Source organism: Blastochloris tepida, assembly GCF_003966715.1.
Taxonomy (GTDB): domain Bacteria; phylum Pseudomonadota; class Alphaproteobacteria; order Rhizobiales; family Xanthobacteraceae; genus Blastochloris; species Blastochloris tepida.
Genome location: NZ_AP018907.1, coordinates 3,795,054 through 3,809,897, shown reverse-complemented (window position 1 = coordinate 3,809,897; position 14,844 = coordinate 3,795,054). Strand labels below are relative to the sequence as shown.

Here is a 14,844-nt window from a genome sequence, read left to right as displayed (position 1 = left end):
CGGATCACCCATACCGTCGCTGCGCTTCCACCGCCAAGCCGGTGCCCACCGCGCCGAAGCGGTCGCCGTCCACCACCTCAGCCTGCGGCACCAGAGCCCGGATGGTCGCGCGCACCGCCGGAATGGCCGAGGTGCCGCCGGTGAAGAACAGCGCATCGACATCGTCCGGCTGAACGCCCGCCGCCTGAAGGCAGCGCCGCACGGTGTCGGCAAGGCGCTGGGTGAGGCGTGCGGTGGACTCCTCGAAGCCCTCGCGCGTTGCCTCGGCGGTAAGCCCCGCCTCCAGCCAGGAGAGGTCGATCGCGGCGCGCTCGTCGCCCGACAGCGCGATCTTGGCCCCCTCCACCGCCATCAGGATGCCGTGGCCGCGCCGCATCTCGATGACGTGCAGCAGCCGGTCGACCAGTTCCGGCTGCGCCGCGTCGCGGCGGGTCGAGCGGATCTGCGAAATCGCCTTCGGGTCATAGAGCCGGTTGACCTGCGACCAGGTGGCGAGATCCCAATAGGGCCCGCCCGGCACGTCGATGTCGCCGCGCGCCATGCGCGAGCCGAAGCCGAGGGCCGGCATCACGCTCGCCATGGCAAGCCGCTGGTCGTAGTCGGTGCCGCCGATGCGCACGCCGTCATTGGCCAAGAGGTCCGAGGCGCGGTCGGCGGCCTCGCGCCGCGCCGGGCCGAGCCGTACCAGGGTGAAGTCGGCGGTGCCGCCGCCGAGGTCGGCGATCAGCGCCAGCGTCTCGCGCGCGACCTGCTGCTCATAGGCCAGCGCCGCCGCCACCGGCTCGTACTGGAACGACACCTCCTTGAAGCCGACATGGTGCGCCACCTCGGCGAGCGTCGCCTCGGCGCGGGCGTCGGCCTCCGCATCGTCGTCGACGAAATGCACCGGCCGGCCCATCACCACGCGGCCGAGCGGGGCGCCGAGCTGGTGCTCGGCTCGCGCCTTCACCTCGCGCACGAAGGCGGCGACGATGTCGCGGAAGGCGATGCGGCGGCGGTGGACCTGCGTCGTCTCCTCGATCAGCGCGGTGCCGAGCACCGATTTCAGCGAGCGCATCAGCCGCCCGCCATGGCCCTCGACATAGGCCGCCACCGCTGCCCGGCCGATCAGGAAGCGGGTGTCGTGCTCGATGCCGTAGAACACCGCGGTGGGAAGGTCGGTGGACGCCCCCTCCAGCGGCACCAGCCGCGGGGTGCCTTCGACGACGCCGAGGGTGGAGTTGGAGGTGCCGAAATCGATGCCACAGGCGCGGCGGGGGGATTGTTTCATCGGTCCTTCAGGGAAAAACGGCGGCGCGGCGCAGGGCGCCGTCTGGAAGCCGAAGCGGGGGCGCGGGTTATAGACCACGGCGCCGGGAAAGGAAGGGCAGCCCCCGCCGGAATCCCGGCAATCCCTCGCGCCCGCAGGGTGCGCCGCGCCGATCCTGCGGTATGATGCTTCGATGTCCGTGTCCGATGACCCCCACGTCCTGATCGAGAGCCCGACCGGCGGCCGCCGGGACGGACATGTCCACGGCGTGCACCCCTGCGCCTGCCAGCCGCGCGACGTGGCGGCGGTGCTGGCCGACGCCGAGGCGACGTGCAGCGGCCGCGAGCGGCGGCTGACGCCGATGCGGCGGCGGGTTCTGGAGGCGCTGGCGGCCAGCGAGGTGCCGCTCGGCGCCTATGACATCATCGACCGGCTCGGCCGGCACGGCGTGCGGCCGGCGCCGATCTCGGTCTACCGGGCGCTCGACTTTCTGGTCGCCGAAGGCTTCGTCCACCGGCTGGAGAGCCGCAACGCCTTCATCGTCTGCACCCACCGCCACGGCGCGGGCGAGCCGGTGGTGTTCCTGATCTGCGAGCGCTGCGGCGCCACCGCCGAGGCGAGCTCGCCCGACCTGCAGCACGCCATCCAGGCCGCCGCCGCCGGCCGGGACTTCGCGGCGCGGGCGCCGGTGATCGAGGTGCCGGGCCTGTGCGCCTCCTGCCGGCGGCCGTGAGCGCCTGCGGCAATGTTGCCCCCGGCGGGTCGGCATTGAGGGGACGTTCGCATTGACTGGGAGGCCGCGGTCTCCTACCTCGACGGCAGCGAACGGAGTGGTGCCGATGAACGCGCCCCTGACGGCCCCGGCCGACATCCAACTCGACAACATCCCGGTCAGCCTGGCGGTTTCCGACGCCGGGCCGGCGCCCCGCCGCAAGTCCGTCGCCGTCTCGGTCGGCGGCGTTCAGGTCGGCGGCGGCGCCCCGGTGGTGGTGCAGTCGATGACCAACACCGACACCGCCGATGTCGAGGCCACCGCCGAGCAGGTGGCGGCGCTGGCGCGGACCGGCTCGGAGCTGGTGCGCATCACCGTCGACCGCGAGGAGGCCGCCGCCGCGGTGCCGCTGATCCGCGACCGGCTCGACCGCATGGGCGTCGACGTGCCGCTGATCGGCGACTTCCATTATGTCGGCCACAAGCTGCTGGCCGAATATCCGGCCTGCGCCGAGGCCCTGGCGAAGTACCGCATCAACCCCGGCAATGTCGGCTTCAAGGACAAGAAGGACAAGCAGTTCGCCACCATCGTCGAGCTTGCCGCGAAATACGGCAAGGCGGTGCGGATCGGCGTCAACTGGGGCTCGCTCGACCAGGAGCTGCTGACCCATCTGATGGACATCAACGCCCGCACCGACCGGCCGGCCGATGTGCGCGCGGTCACCCGCGAGGCGATGGTGCAGTCGGCGCTGCTGTCGGCGGCGCGCGCCGAGGAGATCGGCCTGGGCCGCGACCGCATCGTGCTGTCGGGCAAGGTGTCGGCGGTGCAGGACCTGATCGCGGTCTATCGCGAGCTCGGCCGCCGCTCCGACTATGCGCTGCATCTCGGCCTCACCGAGGCCGGCATGGGCTCCAAGGGCATCGTCGCCTCGGCGGCGGCGCTGTCGGTGCTGCTGCAGGAGGGCATCGGCGACACCATCCGCGTCTCGCTGACGCCGGAACCCGGTACCAGCCGCACGCTGGAGGTCAAGGTGGCGCAGGAGATCCTGCAGACCATGGGCTTCCGTACCTTCGTGCCGCTGGTCGCCTCCTGCCCCGGCTGCGGGCGCACCACCTCCACCACCTTCCAGGAGCTGGCCAAGACCATCCAGACCTACATCCTGGACCGCATGCCGGAGTGGCGGAAGACGTTCCCCGGCGTCGAGACGCTGCAGGTGGCGGTGATGGGCTGCATCGTCAACGGCCCCGGCGAATCCAAGCACGCCGACATCGGCATCTCGCTGCCCGGCAGCGGCGAGGCGCCGACCGCGCCGGTGTTCATCGACGGCAAGAAGGCGGCAACCCTGCGCGGCCCGACGATGGCCGCCGACTTCCAGACCATGGTCGAGGAATATGTCGTGCGCCGGTTCGGCGACGGCACCGGCTCCGCGACCTTCTGAGTGCGCGCCCGAACCCGCGGGCGGACGGGGACGCGATTCGACGCAGCTTTCCCATCCGCCGCCGCCGGGATGGCCGCCGGGCGGGATTGGCCGTAAAGCACGCGCCCCGGCGAGGTGCCGCGACATCGCCCCGCCCACGCCGGGCGCGCCGTCCACAGGAACGCCGTCCACAAGAACGTCTTCGGCAGGAACGTCTTCAGCACGTCGCGATCTGTCCTGCACAAGATGGTGGAAAGGACTCCGGGCACGAAAGCCCGCAGAACGTCGTGCAGAACGTCGTGCAAAACACAGTGCGTCAGCCGGTTGACCGCGCCCTGACCGCGGCGTCGGTGTGGTGCATCTGAGCGGAAAATGTTCTAGAGACGACGGAACGATTTGCCCTCGGCCGCGAGCCCGCGAACGATTGCCCTGGCCATGAACAACAAGATCGAGGCCGCCCCCTCGGGCCGCGATACGCCGGAACGCCCAAAGAGCGAGCCCGCTCCGGACGGCGCGCCGCCCCCCGAAAACCATCCGGCCTCGGAAGGCCTGCCGCCGCCGGCGGGCTCGGCCGGGCTGCCGGCCGTGCGCGAGCCGGCAAGCCGCGAGCACCGGGTGACGGCCGGGGTCGCCACCCTGGCGCTGGGCTCGCTCGGCGTCGTCTATGGCGACATCGGCACCAGCCCGCTCTATGCGTTCCGCGAGGCGGTGGTGGCGGCGAGCGGCCATGGCGCGGTCGACCGCGCGGCGGTGATCGGCATCCTGTCGCTGATCCTGTGGTCGCTGATCCTGGTGGTGACGGTCAAATACGTCGTCATTCTGCTGCGCGCCGACAACAATGGCGAAGGCGGCACGCTGACGCTGGTGGCGCTCGCCCAGCGGGCGCTGGGGCGCAGCAACAATCTGGTGATCCTGCTCGGCATCGCCGGCGCAGCGCTGTTCTATGGCGATTCGATCATCACCCCGGCGATCTCGGTGCTGTCGGCGGTCGAGGGCCTGGAGCTGATCGCCCCGGCGCTGGAGCCGGTGGTGGTGCCGATCACGCTGGTCATCCTGATCGCGCTGTTCGCGGTCCAAAGCCATGGCACCGGCCGCGTCGCGGCGTTCTTCGGGCCGATCATGGCGATCTGGTTCGCAACGCTGGCCGCCACCGGCCTGAGCCACATCACCGACGATCCGGCGGTGTTCGCGGCGCTCAATCCGCTGGAGGGCGTGGCGTTTCTCGTCACCCACGGCAAGGTGGCGCTGATCACCCTGGGCGCGGTGTGTCTGGTGGTCACCGGTGCCGAGGCGCTCTATGCCGATCTCGGCCATTTCGGCCGGAAACCGATCCGCATCGCCTGGCTCGGCTTCGTTTTCCCGGCGCTGGTACTCAACTATTTCGGCCAGGGCGCGCTGGTGCTCGCCCACCCCGAGGCGATCGAGAACCCGTTCTACCGCATGGCGCCGGACTGGGCGCTGGTGCCGATGATCGTGCTGGCGACGCTTGCCACCGTCATCGCCAGCCAGGCGGTGATCACCGGCGCCTATTCGCTGACCCGCCAGGGCGTGCAGCTCGGCCTGATGCCGCGGCTGTCGGTGCACTACACCTCCGAGAGCCACGCCGGCCAGTTCTACATGCCGCGTGTGAACTGGTTCCTGCTCGCCGGCGTGGTGGCGCTGGTGCTGCTGTTCCAGCGCTCGGGCGACCTCGCCGCCGCCTACGGCATCGCGGTGACGTCATCGATGGCGGTGGACGCCATGCTGGCCTTCATCGTGGTCTGGAAGATCTGGGGCTGGCACCGCGCCGCCGCTGCCGCGCTGATCCTGCCGTTCCTGTTCATCGACCTGTCGTTCGTGGCCGCCAACACGCTGAAGTTCGTCCAGGGCGGCTATGTGCCGGTGGCGCTCGGCCTGTTCCTGGCGCTCCTGATGTGGACCTGGGTCAAGGGCACCCGCATCCTGTTCGAGAAGACCCGCAAGTCCCACGTCGCGCTCACCGGCCTCGTCGCCTCGCTGGAACGCCGGCCGCCGCCGCGGGTGCCGGGCACCGCGGTCTTCCTCACCACCGACGCGGAGACCGCGCCCAGCGCGCTGCTGCACAATCTCAAGCACAACAAGGTGCTGCACGAGAAGAACCTGATCGTCACCGTCGCCAGCGCCGACGAGCCGCGGGTGCCGGACGACGAGCGGGCGGTGGTGGAATGCCTGTCGCCGAGCTTCATGCGCATCCGGCTGACCTTCGGCTACATGGAGTCACCGAACGTGCCGCGCGGCCTGGCGCTGGCGCGCAAGCTGGGCGTCAGCTTCGACATCATGTCGACGTCGTTCTTTCTGTCGCGCCGCTCGCTCCGGCCCGCGGCCGAACCCGGCATGCCGCTGTGGCAGGACCACCTGTTCATCCTGCTGTCCAAGACGGCGAGCGACGCCACCGACTTCTTCCAGATCCCGGCCGGCCGGGTGGTGGAGGTCGGCACCCAGATCACGGTGTAGCGGCGAAACGGTCCAGCGGCGGGCAGTTCTCGTCGCCCCGGGCGCGCAACGCCAGACCCGGGGCCGTCATCCAAAAAGGCACCCCTTCCTGACAACGGTCCCGGGCCTCGCCCGGGACGACCCCAGTCCTGTCTAGGGCGTCCGATCCGACTGCATCAGATCGGACGCTCTAAGTTTCTGGTTTGTCGCATTTTCGCTGACGCGGCCCTTCGGGTCTTTCGCACAACCGGTATCCACTTGTGCGGAAAATGCTCTAGCTGTGGAGCCTCAACAGGTTGTCCTCGGTCAGACCGAGGCGGCTGATGGGTGTCTTGGCTTGCAAGCTACCATGGGGCCTGTGCCAATTGTAGCGATGCAGCCAGATCGGCAGCTCTGCGGCGCGCTGATCGGAGTGCAGATAAGCTTTGGCGTAGGCCCATTCGCGCAAGCTCGTTTGGACGAAGCGCTCGGCCTTGCCGTTGGTCTTGGGCGTATACGGCTTGGTGCGCAGGTGCTTGATCTCGAGTAGGCGCAGCGCCCTGGCATAGCGGAAGGAGCGGAAGCTGGCGCCGTTGTCGGTCATCACGCGCTGAACCTTGACGCCATGGGCCCTGAAGAAGCGCAGTGCATTGAACAGAAAGCGCAGACAGGACGGGCGCTTTTCGTCGGGCAGGATTTCCGAGTAGGCGACCCGCGAATGATCGTCGATGGCGAGATGCAGGCACTCCCAGCCGACCCCGCGGCTGTTGCTTTGCCCGCTGCGATCGCCGGTGATGCGGTGGCCCACCGTGTTGAACCGGCCGAGCTTTTTGATGTCGATGTGAATGATCTCGCCGGGATGCTGGCGTTCGTAGCGCCGGACCGGTTCGGCCGGCTCCAGGGCGCTGAGCTTGTTCAAGCCGCGCCGCCGCAGGATACGGCTGACGGTGGCCGGCGAGAGGCCGAGCTCGGCCGCGATCTGCTTGCCGGTGCAGCGCTGGCGGCGCAACGCCTCGACCGCAGCGCACGTGGCGGGCGCTGTTTGGCCTGGCGATGAAAGCGGCCTGGAGGAGCGGTCGCGCAAACCATCGACACCCTCGGCGCGGAAGCGCCCGACCCATTTGGCGACCGTCTTCGGCGTGGTGTTGTAGCGACGCGCGGCCTCGGCATTGGTCAGTCCGCCATCCACCACGGCGCCCACCATCACCTCTCGACCTTTCGGGGTCAGGCGAGCATTCTTGTGAGTGTCCATTCGGTCCTCCGCGAATCACTGACGTCTGGCGACATCAGCGTTCCCGGCCAGGGCCGAATGGACAACCTCCTGAAAGCCCACATCTAGGCCTTGCGGTCGGCGACGAAGCGGGCGGCGGCGGCCAGCATGCCGGCGCGCGCGCCGAACGGCGCGAGGGCGGCGGCGGCTTCGCCCACCAACTCCTCCAGCCGGGCGTGGGCGCGCTCGGTGCCCATCAGGCTGATCAGCGTCGCCTTGCCGAGAGTTGCGTCCTTGCCCACCGCCTTGCCGGTGGTGGCGGCGTCGCCCTCGGCGTCGAGCAGATCGTCGGCGATCTGGAACGCCACGCCGAGCGCGTTCGAATAGGCGGCAAGCGCCGCCGTCTCGGCCGCGGAAGCGCCGCCGATCAGCGCCCCGGCATGGCAGGCATAGGCCAGGAGCGCCCCGGTCTTCATCGCCTGCAGCTCCAGCACCTCGGCCTCCGACAGCGCCAACGGCTTGCGGTCGGCGGCAAACCGGCCCTCGGCCGCGAGGTCGCGCATCTGGCCGCCGGCCATGCCGCCCACCCCCGAATTGCGGGCGAGCCCCAGCACCAGCGCGACGCGGACCGCGGGGTCGGGATGGGCGGTCTCGCTCGCCAGCACGTCGAAGGCCAGCGTCATCAGCGCGTCGCCCGCCAGGATGGCGGTGGCCTCGTCGAAGGCGATGTGGGTGGTCGGCCGGCCGCGGCGCAGCGCGTCATTGTCCATCGCCGGCAGGTCGTCATGGACCAGCGAATAGCAGTGCACCAGTTCGAGCGCGCACGCCGTCGGCATCGCCGCTTCGAGCGGCACGCCGAACAGCGCGGCGGTCTCGATCACCAGGAACGGCCGGAACCGCTTGCCGCCGGCGAGAGCGCCATAGCGCATCGCCGCGACCAGTCGGTCGCTTCCCTTCGCCTCGGGCCCGTCGGCCAGGAGCGTTTCGAGCGCCGTTTCGGTGGCGGCGGCAACGTCGGCGAGGCGGGCCGAAAAGGCGGCCGGGCTGATCACGTTAGACATGCGACAATTTCCCCCCGCCGGGGCGATGCCCGAGCCCGGCCGCCCCGTCAAGCCCGGGCGGCAACCGTGGCCGCTGCCTCTGGCCAATGGCCGAACGATCGGTTATAGGCACCCCTCCGATCGGTTTCGCGGGCCGCGCGTGCGGGCACCCGCGCGGGAAGTGTTTCGAGGACCATCATGGCTGTTCCGAAGAAGAAGACCTCGCCGTCGCGGCGGGGCATGCGCCGCTCCGCCGACGGGCTGAAGGCGCCGACCTATGTCGAGGACAAGGACTCGGGCGAGCTTCGCCGTCCGCACCACCTCGACCGCAAGACCGGCATGTATCGCGGCCGGCAGATTCTGACGCCCAAGGCCGAGTACTGAGTCTCGCCTTCGACCGATCCCGGCCGGCGCCGCGCGCCGGCGGATCATCGACCGGGCGCGCGCGGGATCATCAGGGGGCAGCCTGCGCCGTTCCGGCCTGCCGCACCTGCGGCAGGCGCAATGGTGTCCGCCGGGTTGCCCCCCGGAGGTTGCCGCCGTGGTGGGTTTTCCGCTTCTGCTCATTCCGCTCGCGATCTATTTCATCCTGGCCTTCCTGATGCCGGGGGTGGAGTGGACCGCCGTGCTGGCCGACGTGCCGATGATGTCGGGCGCGACCTGGAGGGTCACCTTCTCGGACGCCCTGATCTGCGGTGCGCTGTTCCTGCTGTTCCTGGAAATCCTCAAGGCCACCCGCACCGCGGCGCGCTCGATCGTCGACCATCTGCTGTCGACGCTGATCTTCGTCGGCGCGATGGCGGCCTTCATCACCCTGCCGCAGGCCGCGACCTCGACCTTCGCCATCCTGGTGGTGATCTCGTTCGTCGACGTCATCGGCGGCTGGTCGGTGTCGGTGCGCACCGCCTCGCGCGACTTCAGCGTCCAGCGACTGTCGGATTGATACGGTTCCCGGCTGATCAGGCCGGGAAACCGTATTCCGATCGCCGAAAAATCCGTTACGAGCCAAGGGCTTTTCGGCGAGGCTGTTTCAGGTATCCCGAAGGGATCGACCGGAAACCGCATGACCGCAAGGCCCGGCGGATCACCGCAGGCCGCGGCGCTCCTCCTCGATCACCGAGTTGAGTTCGCCGCCATAGACGAAGATCGCCGCGGCGAAATAGAGGAACGCCAGCGCGATCATCACCGAGGCAAGGCCGGCATAGGTGGTGACGTAGTTCGAGGCGAATTCCGCAAGATAGCGGCCGAAGGCAGCGCCCGCGCCGAGCCACAAGAGCAGCGTCACCACGATGCCCGGCCACACGTCGCCGATGGTGCGCCGTCCCGCCGGCAGCCACAGGTGCACGACGATCAGCGTCATCACCAGCACCGAGGCCGCCGCCGCCAGCCGGATGAAGGTCACGGTCCAGCCGAGCGGCTCCAGCGCCGGGGCAAGGCGCACCGCGGTGGCCCAGGCCAAGGGCCCCAGCACCACCAGGAACGACACCGCCAGCATCGCCATCGAGCCGACCAGCACGTAGCCGATCGATTCCAGCCGCAGGAAGTACCAGGGCCGAGTCTCCTTGACGCTGTAGGCGCGGTTGAGCCCGATGCGCAGCGATTCGACGCCGTTCGAGGCGAAGTACAGCGCCAGCACCACGCCGACGGTGAGCACATCGGTTCGCACGCGGGTCAGCACGCTGTGGATCTCGCGGGCGATCGGGCTCGCCACCTGCTGCGGCCAGGCTTCGAGAATGATGCGCACCGCCTCGTCGGCCAGATCCTTGGAGCCGAAGAAGCCGGCCAGCGCGGTCACGAAGATCAGGAACGGGAACAGCGCCATCAGGCTGGACAGCGCGACGTGGCTGGCCAGCGCCCAGCCGTCATCGTCCACGAACCGCCAGAACGCGTCGTAGCCGATTCGCCACAGCCGCAGCATCACGCCTCCCCGCCTGTCCGCCGATCCCGGCTTCCGGTCTCCGGGACTGAAGAAAGCGGACAGGCCCGACATGAATCAACCCGACAGAATCAACGCATCCTCCGCAGCAGCAGGACACCGCTCCTGCGAAAGAAAAACGACAATCCAGGAAATTGGAGCATCCGGCCGGCTCGTTCGGATCGGCGGATGCTTTCGCGGAAGACCCGGCGCCGGCATCAGATCGTCGGTGCCGGCCGGTTTGGCAAGGGGGGGTGCAGGGGCGAAAGCGCCGGCCAGGGCTGCGGCGGCGCGGTTTCCCTGCGCAAGCCGACTAAGCTATGACTGATCGGGATTCCGGATGATCCTTTCGGGATACCGGAACCGATCTCGCCGGAACCCCTTTTTCGGGACTGGGATTTTCATTGAACGGACTGCGAGGCGCCGGCTCGGTCCGCCGGACTTCGTCTGAAGTCCCGCGCCTCGCGCGGGGTACTGCTCCGGTTGGAGCCGCTGGCTCCGAGTGGAGTTTCCCGCGCCCCCTCGTCTGCCCCGCAGGAAGCCCCGATGACCGCCACGACGCTCAACCGGCTCGCGCCGCTGTCCTTCGTGCTGATCTGGTCGACCGGCTGGATCGTCGCCCGGGCGATCGCGCCCTATGCCGATCCGCTGACCTTTCTCGCCGCCCGCTACGCCTTCGCCGGCTTCTGCCTCGCCATCTTCGCCCTGGCGGTGGCCGCCCCCTGGCCACAGCGGCGGGCCGACATCGGCCACGGCCTGGTGTCGGGAATGCTGATCCATGCGATCTATCTCGGCGGGGTGTGGTGGGCGGTCGCCAACGGCGTGCCGGCCGGCATGTCGGCGCTGATCGCCGCGCTGCAGCCGATCCTCACCGCCGCCTTCGCCCCCTGGCTGGCCGGCGAGCGCATCCGCAGCGGGCACTGGATCGGCATCGTGCTGGGCTTCATCGGCATCGTGCTGGTGGTGACGCCGAAGATCAGCTCGGCCGAGCCCGGCCATCTCGCCGCGGTGCTGGTGCCGCTCGCCGTCAATGTCGCGGCGATGGTGTCGGTGACGCTCGGCACCTTCTACCAGAAGCGCTTCGTCGCCACCGCCGACCTGCGCACCGCCACCGTGGTGCAGTATGCCGGGGCGCTGATCCTCACCATTCCGGCCGCCCTGCTGCTGGAGGACATGCGGCTGGAGTGGAACGCCGTCACCATCGGCTGGATGGCGTGGTCGGTGCTGGCCATCTCGATCGGCGCGGTGGCGCTGCTGCTGCTGCTGATCCGCCGCGGCGCGGTGGCCCGCGCCGCCGCCCTGATCTATCTGGTGCCGCCGGCCGCCGCGGTGCAGGCCTATTTTCTGTTCGACGAGACGCTGACCTGGGTGCAGGTTCTCGGCATGGCGCTCGCCGCCATCGGCGTGTGGCGGGCAACCCGGGGATAGGCCCGTCTTTCGTCCCATTGCAAACCAATCCACCGGCATTAGGGTGCCGGCCCTGCCACTTGCCGCAACTGCGAAAGGATCCGCCATGAGCAGCGCCGCCGCCCGTGTTCCCGCCGACTTCGACATCGTCGCGGCTGCCGCGGCCGCCGCCACGGCGATGGACCAGCTCCTCGCCGACGCCGCAGGCGCGGTGCGGGCCAAGGTGGCCGTCGACGGCAGGCTGTCTTCGGCCGCGCTCGACCGCGAGCAGCGCGCCACCCATGGGCTGGCTTGGCTCGCCACCTATGTCGAGGCGGTGCGCCAGCTCGCCGCCTATGCCGGGCGCATGCAGGAGGCCGGCCGCTTCGGCGAGACCGAGGCGCTGCTGGTCGAGATCGGCCTTGGCGAATACCTCGCCCAGGTTGCCGGCGGCATCCCGATGAGCCAGGGCGAGATCGTCCGCCTCGCCGACCTCGGCCTCGACGCGCACCATGCCGCGCTCACCGGCGAGGCCGTCACCACGCTGATCGCCCGCGGCAACACCGCCGAGAACCGCGCCCGCCTCGTCGAGCTGATGCAGGTGGCCCACGGCTCGGCCACCTTCGGCGACACCGGGCTCGAGGACACCTACGAGCAGATGCGCACCGAGATGCGCCGGTTCGCCGACGCCGAGGTGATGCCCAACGCCCATTCCTGGCACCTCAAGAACGCCTACATCCCGCTCGACCTCATCGCGAAAATGGCCGAGCTCGGCGTGTTCGGCCTGACGATTCCCGAGGAGTATGGCGGCCTCGGCCTCGGCAAGGAATCGATGTGCATGGTCTCCGAGGAGCTGTCGCGCGCCTATATCGGCGTGGGCTCGCTCGGCACCCGCTCGGAGATCGCCGCCGAGCTCATCCTCGGCGGCGGCACCGAAGAGCAGAAGCAGGAATGGCTGCCGCGCATCGCCTCGGGCGAGGTGCTGCCGACCGCAGTGTTCACCGAGCCCAACACCGGCTCCGACCTCGCCTCGCTCCGCACCCGCGCGGTGAAGGACGGCGAGGTCTATCGCGTCACCGGCAACAAGACCTGGATCACCCATCCGGTGCGCGCCGATTTGATGACGCTGCTGGTGCGCACCAACCCGGCCGAGCCCGGCTACAAGGGCCTCTCCATGCTGCTGGCCGAGAAGCCGCGCGGCACCGACGACAACCCGTTCCCGGCCGAGGGCATGACCGGCGGCGAGATCGAGGTGCTCGGCTATCGCGGCATGAAGGAGTACGAGATCGGCTTCGACGGCTTCACCGTGCCGGCGGCGAACCTGCTTGGCGGCGTCGAGGGCCAGGGCTTCAAGCAGCTGATGCAGACCTTCGAGTCCGCCCGCATCCAGACCGCGGCGCGCGCCATCGGCGTGGCGCAGTCGGCGCTGGAACTGGGCCTGCGCTACGCCGAGGAGCGCATCCAGTTCGGCAAGCCGCTGATCGCCTTCCCGCGCGTCTCCGACAAGCTGGCGATGATGGCCGTCGAGATCATGATAGCCCGCCAGATCACCTATTTCGCCGCGCGCGAGAAGGACGAGGGCAAGCGCTGCGACCTTGAGGCCGGCATGGCCAAGCTGCTCGCCGCCCGCGTGGCGTGGGCCGCGGCCGACAACGCGCTGCAGATCCACGGCGGCAACGGCTTCGCGCTGGAATATCCGGTGTCGCGCGTGCTGTGCGACGCCCGCATCCTCAACATCTTCGAGGGTGCCGCCGAGATCCAGGCGCAGGTGATCGCAAGGCGGGTGCTCGACGGCGGGAACTGAGGCGGGCCGAGTGCGTGATCGCCAGGGGGCAACCGCCCGCATTTGACGAACCGCGCCGCTGCACTACCCTTTCCGCGAGCTTCGACCCCAAAACACGTTCGACCCCAAAACGCGGAGGATGCAATGGGCGACGCCGTGCGGATTCCCCACGACGCCTGGGTGCTGGTCGGCGACGGCCGCAAGGCGCTGGTGTTCCAGAACGAGGGCTCGCCGGACAAGCCCAGGCTCGTTGTCCAAGAGGTGTTCGAGGCCCCGGCCAATCCCCCGGCTGGCGCGCAGGGCAGCGAGCGGCCGGGCCGGGTCATCAGTTCCGCCGAGGGCGGCACCCGGCGCAGCGCCGTGGAGGCCACCGACTGGCACGAGATCGCCGAGGCCCGCTTCGCCCGCGACGTCGCCTCGGCCCTGGCCGAGGCCGCCCGCGCCGGCCGGTTCGACAGGCTGGCGGTGGTGGCGCCGCCCAAGACGCTGGCCGAGCTTCGCGACGCGTTCGACGATCCGGTCCGGAAGAAGATCATCGGCGAGCTCGACAAGACACTCACCAACCACCCGGTGCCCGAGATCGAGCGGCTGCTCGCGGGCTGAGGCGCACGGCGAAGAGCCGGACCGCATCGCCGGCCCTTCTCGCCGGCTTCGTGGGCAGCTTCCATGGTGCAGCTTGGCGCCGGTGCGGTTTGGCGCCAAGCTGGGCCGTGGAGGCCGCGCCCGATGTTCGTCCCGATCTACGACCACAACCCGCTGCGCCATCTCGCGGTGCCGTGGGTGACGCGCGCCCTGATTCTGGTCAATGTCGCGGTCTACGCCCTGCTCCAGGAGCCGCGGCTGGTCGGCGAGCCGGCGTCCGAGGCGATGCTGGCCTCGTTCGGCGTCATTCCGGCGGTGATGACCGACCTCGCCTATCTGCCGCCGGAACTGGTGCGCCTGCCCACCGAGGCGACGCTCGTCACCTACATGTTCCTGCACGCCGGCTGGCTGCACCTCGTCACCAACATGCTGTTCCTGTGGGTGTTCGGCGACAATGTCGAGGACGCCATGGGCCACGCCCGCTTCCTCGTCTTCTATCTGGTGTGCGGGGTGGTGGCGGGCCTCGCCCATGTCGCCTCGGCCCCGGGCTCGGAGATTCCGCTGGTCGGCGCCTCGGGGGCGGTGGCCGGATGCGTGTCGGCCTATCTCATCCTGCATCCGCGGGTGAAGGTGTGGGTGCTGGTGCTGATGCGCATCCCGATCCGGATTCCGGCCGCCATCGCGCTCGGCGCCTGGATCGTGCTGCAGGGGGTCAATGGCGTGCTGGCCAATGACGACGGCACGGCGTGGTGGGCGCACATCGGCGGCCTGATCGCCGGCGCCGTGCTGGTGGTGCCGCTGCGCCGCCCCGGCGTGCCGCTGTTCGACCGCGGCCTGGACGCCGGGACGCCCTGAATCGGGCCGCGCTCTACGCCGGCCGCATAATTGACAATCGTTGCCCCACCGCTACCGTGCCCCGGCTTCGTGCGCCCGAGGGCGGCGAAACAGCGCCGTTTCCGGCTGATCCCGTTGCGATCCCGGATGCGGCTTCGCCGAAAACTCTTGTTCGGCAACGGGAATTCGGCGACCGGACGCCGAAATCCGCCCTCGAGGGCGGATTTCGCATAACAAGACACGCAGCCGCCGTTCGCGCCCTGGCGAGGCCGGCGAGAGTGCTGCT

13 protein-coding genes are annotated in these 14,844 nt (G+C 69.7%); 9 read left to right on the top strand and 4 right to left on the bottom strand.

Annotated features, from left to right (window positions below; translation table 11 throughout):
• Positions 1-4 precede the first annotated feature (4 nt).
• Positions 5-1,270, bottom strand: a complete 1,266-nt coding sequence (locus BLTE_RS17270) for an Hsp70 family protein (RefSeq protein ID WP_126401848.1) — start codon at positions 1,268-1,270, stop codon at positions 5-7.
• Positions 1,271-1,442: 172 nt separating this feature from the next.
• Here BLTE_RS17270 and BLTE_RS17265 point away from each other — a divergent pair, with 172 nt between their 5' ends.
• The 3 genes from BLTE_RS17265 to BLTE_RS17255 all read left to right on the top strand — a co-directional run bounded on the left by BLTE_RS17265 (position 1,443) and on the right by BLTE_RS17255 (position 5,850).
• A complete protein-coding gene (locus tag BLTE_RS17265; protein ID WP_126401847.1) occupies positions 1,443-1,982 on the top strand; it encodes a transcriptional repressor in 540 nt (179 codons plus the stop codon).
• Between the two features lie 106 nt (positions 1,983-2,088).
• Entirely contained in the window at positions 2,089-3,399 is a 1,311-nt protein-coding gene (gene ispG, locus BLTE_RS17260) for a flavodoxin-dependent (E)-4-hydroxy-3-methylbut-2-enyl-diphosphate synthase (protein WP_126401846.1), read from the top strand.
• Between the two features lie 414 nt (positions 3,400-3,813).
• The gene (locus BLTE_RS17255; protein WP_126401845.1) at positions 3,814-5,850 is read left to right on the top strand and encodes a potassium transporter Kup; all 2,037 of its coding nucleotides are present in this window, start codon (positions 3,814-3,816) and stop codon (positions 5,848-5,850) included.
• A gap of 253 nt (positions 5,851-6,103) precedes the next feature.
• Here the strand turns inward: BLTE_RS17255 and BLTE_RS17250 are convergent, their stop codons facing one another.
• A complete protein-coding gene (locus tag BLTE_RS17250) occupies positions 6,104-7,060 on the bottom strand; it encodes an IS481 family transposase (protein ID WP_126396489.1) in 957 nt (318 codons plus the stop codon).
• 83 nt (positions 7,061-7,143) lie between these two features.
• On the bottom strand, positions 7,144-8,079 hold the full coding sequence (locus tag BLTE_RS17245) for a polyprenyl synthetase family protein (RefSeq protein ID WP_126401844.1): 936 nt from the start codon (positions 8,077-8,079) through the stop codon (positions 7,144-7,146).
• 177 nt (positions 8,080-8,256) lie between these two features.
• On the opposite strand from BLTE_RS17245, the gene rpmF reads away from it, so the two are divergent.
• Positions 8,257-8,442 (top strand): 50S ribosomal protein L32, encoded by a 186-nt coding sequence (gene rpmF, locus BLTE_RS17240; protein WP_126401843.1) that lies wholly within the window; start codon positions 8,257-8,259, stop codon positions 8,440-8,442.
• 160 nt (positions 8,443-8,602) lie between these two features.
• Positions 8,603-9,001, top strand: a complete 399-nt coding sequence (locus BLTE_RS17235; RefSeq protein ID WP_244600043.1) for a hypothetical protein — start codon at positions 8,603-8,605, stop codon at positions 8,999-9,001.
• A 141-nt stretch (positions 9,002-9,142) separates the two neighbouring features.
• Here the strand turns inward: BLTE_RS17235 and BLTE_RS17230 are convergent, their stop codons facing one another.
• Positions 9,143-9,976: a YihY/virulence factor BrkB family protein gene (locus tag BLTE_RS17230; RefSeq protein ID WP_126401841.1), complete on the bottom strand. Its 834-nt coding sequence runs from the start codon at positions 9,974-9,976 to the stop codon at positions 9,143-9,145.
• A gap of 543 nt (positions 9,977-10,519) precedes the next feature.
• Between BLTE_RS17230 and BLTE_RS17225 the strand changes: the two genes are divergently transcribed.
• From BLTE_RS17225 to BLTE_RS17210, 4 genes are all read left to right on the top strand, one after another.
• The gene (locus BLTE_RS17225) at positions 10,520-11,401 is read left to right on the top strand and encodes a DMT family transporter (RefSeq protein WP_126401840.1); all 882 of its coding nucleotides are present in this window, start codon (positions 10,520-10,522) and stop codon (positions 11,399-11,401) included.
• Positions 11,402-11,486: 85 nt separating this feature from the next.
• Positions 11,487-13,163 (top strand): acyl-CoA dehydrogenase family protein, encoded by a 1,677-nt coding sequence (locus BLTE_RS17220; RefSeq protein WP_126401839.1) that lies wholly within the window; start codon positions 11,487-11,489, stop codon positions 13,161-13,163.
• A 123-nt stretch (positions 13,164-13,286) separates the two neighbouring features.
• Positions 13,287-13,745: a baeRF12 domain-containing protein gene (locus BLTE_RS17215; protein WP_126401838.1), complete on the top strand. Its 459-nt coding sequence runs from the start codon at positions 13,287-13,289 to the stop codon at positions 13,743-13,745.
• Between the two features lie 123 nt (positions 13,746-13,868).
• Positions 13,869-14,579 carry a rhomboid family intramembrane serine protease gene (locus BLTE_RS17210; protein ID WP_126401837.1) on the top strand — a complete coding sequence of 237 codons (711 nt, stop codon included), beginning with the start codon at positions 13,869-13,871 and terminating at the stop codon, positions 14,577-14,579.
• The last annotated feature ends 265 nt before the right edge of the window (positions 14,580-14,844 follow it).

What these genes read in the sequence shown, in the direction of transcription:
- BLTE_RS17270 (WP_126401848.1), bottom strand. Translation starts at nt 1,270, where the DNA reads ATGAAACAATCCCCCCGCCGCGCCTGTGGCATCGATTTCGGCACCTCC.
- BLTE_RS17265 (WP_126401847.1), top strand. Translation starts at nt 1,443, where the DNA reads ATGTCCGTGTCCGATGACCCCCACGTCCTGATCGAGAGCCCGACCGGC.
- ispG (WP_126401846.1), top strand. Translation starts at nt 2,089, where the DNA reads ATGAACGCGCCCCTGACGGCCCCGGCCGACATCCAACTCGACAACATC.
- BLTE_RS17255 (WP_126401845.1), top strand. Translation starts at nt 3,814, where the DNA reads ATGAACAACAAGATCGAGGCCGCCCCCTCGGGCCGCGATACGCCGGAA.
- BLTE_RS17250 (WP_126396489.1), bottom strand. Translation starts at nt 7,060, where the DNA reads ATGGACACTCACAAGAATGCTCGCCTGACCCCGAAAGGTCGAGAGGTG.
- BLTE_RS17245 (WP_126401844.1), bottom strand. Translation starts at nt 8,079, where the DNA reads ATGTCTAACGTGATCAGCCCGGCCGCCTTTTCGGCCCGCCTCGCCGAC.
- rpmF (WP_126401843.1), top strand. Translation starts at nt 8,257, where the DNA reads ATGGCTGTTCCGAAGAAGAAGACCTCGCCGTCGCGGCGGGGCATGCGC.
- BLTE_RS17230 (WP_126401841.1), bottom strand. Translation starts at nt 9,976, where the DNA reads ATGCTGCGGCTGTGGCGAATCGGCTACGACGCGTTCTGGCGGTTCGTG.
- BLTE_RS17225 (WP_126401840.1), top strand. Translation starts at nt 10,520, where the DNA reads ATGACCGCCACGACGCTCAACCGGCTCGCGCCGCTGTCCTTCGTGCTG.
- BLTE_RS17220 (WP_126401839.1), top strand. Translation starts at nt 11,487, where the DNA reads ATGAGCAGCGCCGCCGCCCGTGTTCCCGCCGACTTCGACATCGTCGCG.
- BLTE_RS17215 (WP_126401838.1), top strand. Translation starts at nt 13,287, where the DNA reads ATGGGCGACGCCGTGCGGATTCCCCACGACGCCTGGGTGCTGGTCGGC.
- BLTE_RS17210 (WP_126401837.1), top strand. Translation starts at nt 13,869, where the DNA reads ATGTTCGTCCCGATCTACGACCACAACCCGCTGCGCCATCTCGCGGTG.